At 68.7% G+C, this 9889-nt stretch carries 11 protein-coding genes; all 11 read left to right on the forward strand.

Features of this window, described 5'->3' with window-relative positions:
- On the forward strand, positions 1–408 hold the full coding sequence (locus ACIQTP_RS10275) for a gas vesicle protein (RefSeq protein WP_403398209.1): 408 nt from the start codon (positions 1–3) through the stop codon (positions 406–408).
- Complete coding sequence (locus ACIQTP_RS10280) at positions 401–1228, forward strand: GvpL/GvpF family gas vesicle protein (protein WP_403398211.1); 828 nt, start codon at positions 401–403, stop codon at positions 1226–1228. Before ACIQTP_RS10275 ends, ACIQTP_RS10280 begins: the two co-directional genes overlap by 8 nt.
- Positions 1228–1494, forward strand: a complete 267-nt coding sequence (locus ACIQTP_RS10285) for a gas vesicle protein (RefSeq protein ID WP_403399080.1) — start codon at positions 1228–1230, stop codon at positions 1492–1494. The genes ACIQTP_RS10280 and ACIQTP_RS10285 overlap by 1 nt, the downstream gene beginning before the upstream one ends.
- Complete coding sequence (locus tag ACIQTP_RS10290) at positions 1484–1894, forward strand: gas vesicle protein K (RefSeq protein WP_403398213.1); 411 nt, start codon at positions 1484–1486, stop codon at positions 1892–1894. Before ACIQTP_RS10285 ends, ACIQTP_RS10290 begins: the two co-directional genes overlap by 11 nt.
- 140 nt (positions 1895–2034) lie before the next feature.
- Positions 2035–3078, forward strand: a complete 1044-nt coding sequence (locus ACIQTP_RS10295; RefSeq protein ID WP_403398216.1) for an iron-containing redox enzyme family protein — start codon at positions 2035–2037, stop codon at positions 3076–3078.
- Between the two features lie 174 nt (positions 3079–3252).
- Positions 3253–3504: a CDGSH iron-sulfur domain-containing protein gene (locus ACIQTP_RS10300; protein ID WP_403398219.1), complete on the forward strand. Its 252-nt coding sequence runs from the start codon at positions 3253–3255 to the stop codon at positions 3502–3504.
- A 170-nt stretch (positions 3505–3674) separates the two neighbouring features.
- The gene (locus ACIQTP_RS10305; protein WP_403399081.1) at positions 3675–5216 is read left to right on the forward strand and encodes an FMN-binding glutamate synthase family protein; all 1542 of its coding nucleotides are present in this window, start codon (positions 3675–3677) and stop codon (positions 5214–5216) included.
- Positions 5217–5262: 46 nt separating this feature from the next.
- The gene (locus tag ACIQTP_RS10310; protein WP_403398221.1) at positions 5263–6990 is read left to right on the forward strand and encodes a thiamine pyrophosphate-dependent enzyme; all 1728 of its coding nucleotides are present in this window, start codon (positions 5263–5265) and stop codon (positions 6988–6990) included.
- A gap of 347 nt (positions 6991–7337) precedes the next feature.
- Positions 7338–8147 carry an alpha/beta fold hydrolase gene (locus ACIQTP_RS10315; RefSeq protein WP_403398224.1) on the forward strand — a complete coding sequence of 270 codons (810 nt, stop codon included), beginning with the start codon at positions 7338–7340 and terminating at the stop codon, positions 8145–8147.
- Complete coding sequence (locus ACIQTP_RS10320) at positions 8144–9397, forward strand: SpoIIE family protein phosphatase (protein WP_403398226.1); 1254 nt, start codon at positions 8144–8146, stop codon at positions 9395–9397. The genes ACIQTP_RS10315 and ACIQTP_RS10320 overlap by 4 nt, the downstream gene beginning before the upstream one ends.
- Complete coding sequence (locus ACIQTP_RS10325) at positions 9394–9759, forward strand: STAS domain-containing protein (RefSeq protein ID WP_403398229.1); 366 nt, start codon at positions 9394–9396, stop codon at positions 9757–9759. The genes ACIQTP_RS10320 and ACIQTP_RS10325 overlap by 4 nt, the downstream gene beginning before the upstream one ends.
- Positions 9760–9889: the final 130 nt, after the last annotated feature.

Below are 9889 nucleotides of genomic sequence, written 5' to 3' on the forward strand. Positions count from 1 at the left end.
GTGACTGAACCCCTGGCCAACAGGCTTGGTTCCTATCCGTCCCGAGCAGCGCCCCCCTACGGGCAGGGCTCCTCCGCGAATCTCGCCGACATCCTTGAACGGGTACTCGACAAGGGCATCGTCATCGCAGGCGACATACAGATCAACCTTCTCGACATAGAGCTGTTGACCATAAAACTGCGTCTCCTGGTCGCCTCCGTCGACAAAGCGAAGGAAATGGGCATCGACTGGTGGGAGCACGACCCCGCGCTCTCCTCTCGAAGCCGGGGTGAACAGTCACTGGCCGAGGAGAACCGCCGATTGCGGGCCGAGATCGACGCCATACGGCAGGGCAACGCCCTCCCCGCGGAGGAGGAACCGCCCCGGAAGACGGCCGGCCGTCGCCGGGGAAGTGCTCGCGATGAGTGACCTGCTGACATACGCGTATGCGGTGGTACGCAACGCCGAGGGACTGCGGGAGGCAACCGCGTCGCTCCAGGGCGTCGCCGACAGCCCGGTCAGCCTCGTCACCGACGCCGACGACGATCCGCTGGGGCTCGTGGTGAGCCATGTGCCCGGACAAGACTTCCAGGAGGACGCCCTCAAGCAACATCTCGAGGACCTGGAATGGCTGGAGACGGTGGCCCGCGCTCACCACGGCATCATCGAGGCCTTGGTCGAGCGCACCACCGTCCTTCCACTGCGCCTGGCAACCGTCTACCTCGACGACAACCGGGCTCGGGAGGTGCTGGAAGCCGGGCGAACCATGTTCGCGGAGCGCCTGGCTCGACTCTCCGAACATGTCGAATGGGGGGTCAAGATCTATGTGGAACCGTCCACGGCCCTGGCGGCCCCGGCTGTTCCCCCAGCAGACCTGACCCCCGGGCGTGCCTATCTACGTGACCGCCGACAACAGCAAAGTGTTCGCGACACCGTGTACCAGGCGGCGCAGAAGGCCGCCGAGCGGGTGGAGGCCGCAGGCCGCAAGCACGCCTCCGATCGTGTCCGGCACCGCGTACAGCAAGGCGTTCTCGCCGACGCCGTCGACACGGTCGGCGAGAACGTCGTCAATGACGCGTACCTTGTGTCTCTGAAGCGTTGCAACGACTTCCTGGCCGACGTGGCGCATGCCGCTGACGGGCTGGACGGGGTGCGGGTCGAGGCCACCGGCCCCTGGGCGCCGTACTCCTTCGCCATGCCACTCGATGAATCCGGCGGTGCTGCAGCTGCTGAGGGAGCACCCCCGTGATCACGCCTGGCCGTCCTCACGAGGCGGAGCGTCTGCCCTCTCCGCCCGAGGCGGAGCGTCTGCCTCAGCGGCAGGTCGCTCTCATCGACCTGCTGGACCGACTTCTGAGCGGTGGGGTCGTCCTCACCGGGGACGTTGTGCTGTCCATCGCTGACATCGATCTGGTACGTATCTCACTCCGTGCCCTGATCGTTTCCATCAGCGAGCAGAACCCCTCGCCATGGCCGAGGACGAATCCGCCGCGAGGCGGCGACCATGACAACTGAGGGAGAGAGCCGGCCGCCGTGCCGCGCCGACGAGGTCGCGGAGGCCGCCGCACGCGCCTTCCGGCTGCTGCCCGCCGCCCCACGCGACCTGGAGCCGCCGGCCGGCAAGGGCTCACGTTCCCCGGCCCGGCGGATCAGCTCCGACCGCGACACCGTCGAACGGGACCTCATGAGGCTCGTACTCACCCTCGTGGAACTGCTGCGCCAGCTCATGGAACGGCAGGCCCTGCACCGCGTCGACCATGGAGACCTCACCGACGAACAGGAAGAACGCCTGGGAGCGACGCTCATGCTGCTCCACGATCGCATGACCGACCTGTGCGCCCAGTACGGACTGACCATGGAGGACCTCAACCTCGACCTCGGGCCGCTGGGCACACTGCTGCCGCCCCCCGACTGAACCCCCGCAACGTGGCCATGCCGCTGTCCGTGCGGTGGATACGAAGGGGGCCCAGCCATGAGCAGGGTGGCACGAGCAGGGCTCCTCGCCTTCGGCGGCCGGCCGTGTGAGACGTTCTGGATCGCGGGTACTCCGTACACATGGATTTCTGGTCGAAAGAACCGCCATTGCCGCCGAGCCGGGGCAGAATATCGACGGCGATCACTGAGTACTTGAGAAGTACGGGTCCGCCTCCCGACGACAGGACGATTGCGGACGCATCCCCCTTCGGCGACGATTGGCAGCTCGGCCTGTATCTCTGTTACGAGCTGCACTACCGGGGTTTCGCAGATGTGGACGCCGCCCGCGAATGGGACCCCGACCTGCTCAGGGCCCGAGCGGCCCTGGAGCGCCCCTTCCTCAAGGCCCTGCGCCACCAGGCGACACGGCATGAACGAGCCTCCGAGGCGCTGGACGAACTGCTCGTCGAGCCCATGGACGGCACCGGGGTCACCCACTACCTCCAAGACGACGGGGAGCTGTGGCAACTGCGCGAGTACGCCGCGCAACGGTCGCTGTACCACCTCAAGGAGGCCGATCCGCACGCCTGGGTGCTGCCCCGCCTGTGGGGCCGGGCGAAGGCCGGAATGGCAGCCGTGGAGTTCGACGAGTTCGGCGGCGGCCGGGCGGATCGTGTGCACGCGCGGCTGTTCGCCGATCTCATGGCCGACCTCGGCCTGGACGCCACCTATGGGCGCTATCTCGACTCTGCCGGCGCCGAGGCACTCGCCGTCGTGAACCTGATGTCCCTCTTCGGACTGCACCGCGCCCTGAGAGGCGCGTTGGTAGGTCACTTCGCCACCGTCGAGATCACGTCGTCGCCCGGTTCACGGCGGCTCGCTCAGGCCATGCGGCGCACCGGCGCGGGCCCGGCCGCCGAGCACTTCTACGACGAACACGTCGAGGCCGACGCCGTACATGAGCAGGTCGTGCGCCGAGAAGTCGTCGCGGGCCTCCTCGAAGAAGAACCCCACCTGGACGGTGACGTCGCGTTCGGCGTGGACGCCACGAACTATGTCGAGGACCGACTTGCCGAACGACTCCTCGGCGCGTGGCGGGCAGGTGAGTCATCGCTGCGTACGCCCGTCCGACCAGCCGGCCCGGCCCCGAACAGGTTCTCCGACGCCCCCGCGAACCGGAGATGAAACCCCATGACTCCCCTTGCTCTTCCCGGTGTCTACGCCCCTCGGGACGACACCGATCTGCTCGTGGAACACCGCTGCGTCGTGGCGGGCCCATGCTTCGCTCCCGAAGCAGCCGGCTGCGAAGCCGCGGCATGCTGGAAGGCGATGACGAGAAGGAAGAGCTGGTGATCATCCGTGCCGAACGACTCCGCTGAACGCCGCCGCATCACCGCTCAGCGCACCGGGCCCCTGCTCGTCGAAGGCCCGGTCGAAGTCACATTGGACGACGGCACCACCGTGTCGTCCGACCGATTCTGCGTAGCCCTGTGCACCTGCCGCCGCAGCCGCACCTACCCGTGGTGCGACACCAGCCATCGCAGGCCCGCCAGGCCGAGCCAAGGGGACGGTCCGGGGCCTGAGCCGACATCATCGGAACTCAATCCCTGATCCGCGCTGGCCCTCACCCTCCACCGGCCCGGGCGGGTCCGGCACCGCACATCGCCGCCAGTACTCCGCCATGAATGCTTGGATGGGCGCGACGGATTGGCGGCCGGACTTCGGGACACACGCACGATGTGCTGAAGATACTTCTGGTCGCCCTGCTCGGCTCGCTCGCGATGGGTGGTGCGGCCCTCGCTGTCCTGGTTTCGCCCTGGTGGTGGGCCGCGGCCTGCCCACTGCTTCTGCTCGCGCTCGTGGCCGTCCACGATCTCGTGCAGCGTCGGCATTCCGTGCTGCGGAACTACCCGCTGCTCGGGCATCTCCGATTCGCGCTGGAGGCCCTGCGGCCGGAGCTCCAGCAGTACTTCATCGAACGCAACTTCGACGGCCGCCCCTTCGACCGTGACACCCGAAGCATCGTCTACGAGCGCGCCAAGGGCACCGACGCCGAGGAACCGTTCGGCACCGAACTCGACCTGTACCGCGCGGGCAGCGAATTCCTCACCCCGTCCATGGCCCCCCGATCGGTGCGCAGCGAGGCGCCACGTGTCCGCATCGGCGGCCCCGAGTGCACCCGGCCCTACGACATGGCCCTGCTCAACGTCTCGGCGATGAGCTTCGGTTCACTGTCGGCCAATGCCGTACTGGCCCTCAACACCGGCGCGCAGCTGGGCGGCTTCGCCCACGACACCGGCGAGGGCGGTCTGTCGGAGTACCACCTGCGCCCCGGCGGGGATCTCGTCTGGGAGATCGGCACCGGATATTTCGGCTGCCGGACGGACGACGGGGACTTCGACGAGCGGCAGTTCGCCGCGAAGGCCGCGCACGAGCAGGTCAAGTGCGTGTCGTTGAAGATCAGCCAAGGCGCCAAGCCCGGCATCGGAGGAGTCCTGCCGGGTGCCAAGGTGAACGCGGAGATCGCCGCCGTCCGCGGCGTTCCACAAGGGGAGACCGTCATCTCGCCGCCCTTCCACCGTGTCTACTCCACCCCGCGCGAGCTGGTGCGCTTCCTGGCCCGGATGCGGGAACTGGCAGGCGGCAAGCCCGTCGGGTTCAAGCTGTGCGTCGGCTCGCGCCGCGAGTTCCTCGCCGTGTGCAAGGCGATGCTGGAGGAGGGCAGCGCACCGGACTTCATCATCGTCGACGGCGCGGAGGGCGGCACGGGCGCGGCGCCGCTCGAGTTCGCGGACAACGTGGGCCTGCCGCTGGGTGAAGGACTGATGGCCGTCCACAACGCTCTCGTGGGCGTCGGGCTGCGCGACCGGATCCGGATCGGTGCGAGCGGCAAGGTCGCCACCGGCGGCGACCTCGTCAAACGCCTGCTCCAGGGAGCCGACTACACCAACTCCGCCCGCGCCATGATGTTCGCCATCGGATGCATCCAGGCCCAGCGCTGCCACACCAACACCTGTCCCGTAGGGGTCGCCACCCAGGACGAACGGCGCGCCCGCGCCGTAGACGTTCCCGACAAGTCCCAGCGCGTACGGCGCTATCAGCAGGCAACGGTCAAGAGCGCTCTCCAGATCATGGCCTCGATGGGCGTCGACGACCCGCGCGGACTGCAACCCCACATGCTGCTCCAGCGGGTGAACCCGCACACCGTCCGCTCCTACGCGGAACTCCACGAGTGGCTCGTCCCCGGACAACTGCTCACATCGGCGCCCCCCAGCTGGGCATCCGACTGGAAGACGGCAGACCCGGACCGCTTCACCCACTGAACCAGGCACTCATTCCGAGGGCCGCACCTGAACGAAGGGCACTCCCGTGGCACGAACCGTCGCTCGCGTGATCGTCGACGCGCTCAAGGACCTGGGCGTCCAGCATGTCTTCGGAGTAGTCGGAGACGCCTTGAACCCACTGACCGACGCGATCCGCACCACTGACGACCTGAACTGGGTCGGCTGCCGGCACGAAGAAGCCGCGGCCTTCGCCGCCGGAGCGCAGTCCCAGCTCTCGGGAACCCTCGGGGTGTGCATGGGAACGGTGGGACCAGGTTCCGTACACCTTCTCAACGGGCTGTACGACGCGGCCAAGAGCCGTACCCCGGTCCTCGCCATCTGCGGTCAGGTTCCTCTCGCCGAGGTCGGCAGCGACTACTTCCAGGAGGTCGACAACGACCTGCTCTTCCGTGATGTGGCCGTCTACCGTGCCACCGTCTCCTCCCCCGACCAGATGCCGCGGATGCTGGAGTCCGCCGTGCGTACGGCCGTCAGCCAAGGCGGAGTGGCGGTGCTCACCGTACCCGGGGACCTGGGTGACCAGGAGCTGAGCGACGACCGGCCCGCCCGCTTCGCCCTCGACCGCCCCGTCACGCGCCCGGACGACCCGGCGCTCGCGGCGGCCGCCGAACTCCTGAACGCCGCGGACCGCGTCACCCTGCTCGTCGGCCGCGGAGCGCGCGCCGCCCGCGCCGAGGTCCTTCGGACCGCCGAAGTGCTAGCCGCGCCGATGGTGCTCACCCTCAAGGCGAAGGAGGGGTTCGAGGGGGACAACGACTTCCAGGTGGGTCAGACCGGTCTGATAGGCAACCCCGCCGCTTCCCACGCGCTCGACAGCGGCGATGCGCTCCTGATGCTGGGTACCGACTTCCCCTACCGGGACTGGTACCCGAAGGGGTGCAAGGTCGTCCAGATCGACACCCGTGAGGAGCACTTGGGTCGCCGGGTTCCCGTGGACGTGGGCCTGACGGGCGACGTCGGCGCGACGCTACGGGCTCTGCTCCCGCTGCTGAAGGCGGCCCCGGACCGCGGCCACCTGGACGACGCTCGGGAACGGTTCACCCGCTGGCAGGAAGGGCAGCAGCGCCTGGCCGATCCGAGTCACGAGCGCCGCTGGACCGGGAAGCTGAGGGCCGCGCTGGACAACCGTGACCACGAGATCCGCCCCGAGGCGCTGGCGGCCGCGGTGGACGCCTACGCCGCCGAGGACGCCGTCTTCACCTCCGACACCGGAATGGCCACCGTCTGGCTGTCCCGCTTCGTCACCATGCGCGGCAGCAGGCGCCTGATCGGCTCGTACAACCTCGGCTCGATGGCCAATGCCATGCCCCAGGCCCTCGGGGCACAGCTCTGGGCGCCCGATCGCCAGACCGTCGCCTTCTGTGGGGACGGCGGGCTGAGCATGCTGCTCGGCGACCTCATGACGATCAAGACGTATCAGCTGCCGGTGAAGCTGGTGGTCTTCGACAACCGCCGACTGGGGATGGTCAAACTCGAACAGGAGCAGGCCGGCCTGCCTGAATTCGGCACGGAACTCGACAACCCCGACTTCGCCGCGGTCGCCACCGCGCTCGGCCTCACCGGCATCCGCGTCACCGACCCGGCCGATCTCCACGACAGTGTGCGCCGGGCCCTCGACACCCCTGGGCCGGTCGTGCTGGATGTGCTGACCAACCCCGAGGAGGTGGCCGTGCCGGGCAAGCCGACCGTGGCACAGGGATGGGGCTTCGCGATCGCCAAGGTCAAGGAAATCCTCCCGAGCCGCGAAGGCTGACCGGGGGCGTCAGCGTGCTGCCACTGGGAGCGTCAGCGTCTTGCCCCGGCAGCGGCCCGGCTGACGAGCAGACACCAGATGCCCGGCGCGAGGCAGGACTCCGCCCGGCCGCCGCCCCTGGAAACGGCCGCTGACACCGCCCGTGCCCGGCGTACCCGCACCGGGTCACGGGTCCCCTCCGGGGCAGGATGGGTGCCGCGAGGCGCGGCGCAGCGGGGCCTCCCGGTCCACCGCGGAGACCTGGACGACGTACGCGGACCCCATCTGGGTCCACTGCCTCGGCGCCCCGTCACGACTGAAGCCACTCGGTCCCGGGGGGCCGTGGAAGCGTCTGCGAGGATGGGCGTATGACTGTGCGGAGCAGGAATCATGTGACGGTGACCGGCCAGTCCGGTCGCCCTGTGCTGATGCTGGCGCACGGGTTCGGGTGCGACCAGAACATGTGGCGGCTGGTGGTGCCGCTGCTGGAGCACGACTTCACCCTGGTGCTCTTCGACCACGTGGGAGCGGGGCGTTCCGATCTTTCGGCATGGAGCGTGGAGCGTTATTCCTCGCTGGAGGGATATGCCGATGATGTCCTCGAGATCTGCCGTGAGTTGTCGCTCGGGCCGGTGACCTTCGTGGGGCACTCGGTGAGCGCGATGATGGGCGTTCTGGCTGCGGCGCGGGAGCCGGAGGCCTTCGCCGGTCTGGTCCTGCTCGCCCCGTCGCCGTGTTTCATCGACGATCCGGCCGCCGGCTATCGGGGCGGGTTCAGTGCCGAGGACATCGATGAGCTCCTGCAATCGCTGGATGCGAACTATCTGGGCTGGTCGGGTGCCATGGCGCCGGTGATCATGGGCAATCCCGAGCGTCCGGAACTGGGCGAGGAGCTCACCAACAGCTTCTGCCGGACCGATCCGGGCATCGCCCGGGCCTTCGCCCGGGTGACATTCCTGTCCGACAACCGCGACGACCTGGCCAAGGTCACCGTGCCCACTTTGGTCGCGCAGTGTTCCAGCGACGCGATCGCGCCCCCGGAGGTCGGAGCCTTCGTACAGGCGCAGATCCCCGGCAGCCGCCTGGTCACACTGAACGCGACCGGGCACTGCCCCCAGCTCGCCGCCCCGGAGGAGACGGCCGCCGCGATCAGCGCCTTCGCGAGAGCGGACCGATGATGTGCAAGCCCAGCCGCAGCGAGAGCAGCGAGAGCCGTGACGACCACGCGACGTTCTCCGCACTGCTGGAAGACAGCGCAGAAGACCTGTACGAGCATGCGCCGTGCGGCTATCTCTCCACCCTGCTGGACGGCACGATCGCGAAGATCAACACGACGCTGCTCGACTGGCTGGGCTACCGACGCGGCGACCTGGTGGGCCGCAAGACGTTTTCCGACCTGCTCACCGTGGGAGGCCGGCTGTACCACGAGACGCACTTCGCTCCGCTGCTGCGCATGCAGGGAGAGGTCAGCGGAATCGCTCTGGAACTCAAGACGGCCGACGGCAGCCGTCTGCCGGTACTGGTGACCTCCACGGTCAGGACCGGCAGCGACGGGCAGCCACTGCTGATCCGTACCACCGTCTTCGACGCCCGCGACCGCCGTGCCTACGAAACCGAGCTGCTGCGCGCCCGGCAGGAAGCAGAACGCGAACGCGAAGAACTCAAGCGCCTCAACGCCACCCTGCAACAGACCCTCCTGCCCCCGACCCTGGTGAATGTGCCCGGTTTGGACGTAGCCGCGCACTACCACATCGCCTCCACCGACAAGGTCGGCGGCGACTTCTACGACCTGTTCCCTCTCGCCTCCGGAACGTGGGGACTGTTCCTGGGCGACGTGTGCGGCAAGGGCGCAGCCGCAGCGGCCGTCACCTCCCTGGCCCGCTACACCCTGCGCGCCGCCGCCGTCTACAACCCCGACCCGGTCGCCGTCCTGAGCAACCTCAACACGGTTCTCAACCACGAATACAACGGCCACGACCCGCGGTTTTGCACGGTCATCTTCGGACTGCTCACCCCCGACGCCGACCGAGGCGGCTTCGGTGTCACCCTGGCCAGCGGCGGCCACCCCCCGGCCCTGCTCATGCGTGCCGACGGCAGTGCCGACTACCTGCCCACCCCCGGCGGGCAGCTCATCGGCGTCCTGCCCGACGCCCACATCGCCACCACCACCGTCCGCCTGGACCCCGGCGACACCCTGCTGCTCCACACGGACGGCCTCACCGAGGCACACACCGCCCAGATCACTGACCGCGACCGCTACGGTGACGAGGCCCTCCTCGACTTCGCCCAGGTCCTGGCACCGACGACCGCCTCCGACGCCATCGCCGCGGTCCGTGACCTGCTCGACACATTCGGCACCGGAGTGGACGACGACGCCGCCGTGCTCGCCATCAGCGTGCCCCGGCCCACCAGTGAAGAGCAGCCGTGACCCAGCTGACCGTCCACACCCACGCCACCCCCGCCGGGCCCGTCATCGAACTGACCGGAGAACTCGACAACAACAGCGCCCCCGACGTACGGGCGCTCCTGCCCGGCCTGACACTCCAGGCAGGCCAGCAGCTCGTCATCGACCTGACCGGCATCACCTTCTGCGACTCCAGCGGCATCACCGTCCTGATCGCCGCCCGCAATCACGCTCTCGCCGCCCAGGCAGACATCGCTCTGGCAGCGGTCCCCGACCGCGTCAGGCGAATCTTCCACATCGTCGGGCTGGCCCATGTCTTCCCCACCCACCCCACCGCACAAGCAGCCGAAGCCGCCTGGACACCACCGACCGTTCCCAAGGACTGAGCGGGAGTGAGTCCTGTTGCCAGAACTGCTGGTGAGGGGCTTCTACCAGTACTGAGACGCCCCACCGGAAGGTGTAGGCGGGGTCCACGGCGATGATCGCGATGCCGGTGGCGTCCGCCATCGAGGTCGC

The organism is Streptomyces sp. NPDC090798, from assembly GCF_044768965.1.
Lineage (GTDB): Bacteria > Actinomycetota > Actinomycetes > Streptomycetales > Streptomycetaceae > Streptomyces.